Annotated in this window: 1 protein-coding gene and 1 pseudogene; both read left to right on the forward strand. The window is 44.2% G+C overall.

The genetic code is table 11. The annotated features are described in order from the left end of the window. Window positions 1–388 precede the first annotated feature (388 nt). Window positions 389–466, forward strand: a pseudogene (locus C1721_RS16555) (hypothetical protein); the annotation flags it as partial. Window positions 467–481: 15 nt separating this feature from the next. Further along, the coding region (locus C1721_RS04050) for a Gfo/Idh/MocA family protein (protein WP_477612406.1) at window positions 482–915 on the forward strand (434 nt) is incomplete at its 3' end.

The raw sequence follows: 915 nt of genomic DNA on the forward strand, positions 1-915 counted from the left end.
ATGGGTACATGGGTCAATCATTCTCTTCCCGACTATATCACAGGGTTCGGCGACATTCTTTTCTGGAAAGACGGTCGTGAGGTTTATGACAGTGTAAGTGTTATTTACCATTATCCTAACGGCTTGCGCATGACTTTCGAATCTATCATTTCAAACAAGCATTATGGAATGGATGAACAGGTTCTGGGTCATGAAGGAACTCTTGAGCTGGCACAGGGATTATTGTATATGGAAAACCCGAAACCCGCACCGGGCATACAGCAATTGATCAATCAAATTGAACATAAGGTATTTGATAATATCTCTTTTGCCGGTCCTAGCTGGGTNCTACAACCAGGCAATTGCCGACCCGAATGTGGACGGCATCCTGATTGCAACACCTCTTCACATGCATGCTCCAATCTCAATCGCAGGGTTGAAAGCCGGCAAGCATGTATTCTGCGAAAAGTCCATGGCCAGAACCGTGGAACAATGCAAGGAAATGTATGATATATATAAAGAATCGGGCAAAGTCCTTTATATAGGCATACAACGCCTGTTCGACCCGAAATATCTGAAAGCGATAGAACTGATAAAGAATGGAACAATCGGTCAGATAGTAGGACTTCGTAACTTCTGGTACCGTAACAACGACTGGCGCAGGCCTGTACCGGAACCGTCATTGGAAAGACAGATAAACTGGCGACTGTACAAAGAATATTCAGGTGGTTTGATGACCGAACTTGCCGCCCACCAATTACAAATGGGTACGTGGGTCAATCATTCTCTTCCCGACTATATCACAGGGTTCGGCGACATTCTTTTCTGGAAAGACGGTCGTGAGGTTTATGACAGTGTAAGTGTTATTTACCATTATCCTAACGGCTTGCGCATGACTTTCGAATCTATCATTTCAAACAAGCATTATGGAATGGA

It is taken from the genome of Parabacteroides bouchesdurhonensis (assembly GCF_900186615.1).
GTDB lineage: Bacteria > Bacteroidota > Bacteroidia > Bacteroidales > Tannerellaceae > Parabacteroides > Parabacteroides bouchesdurhonensis.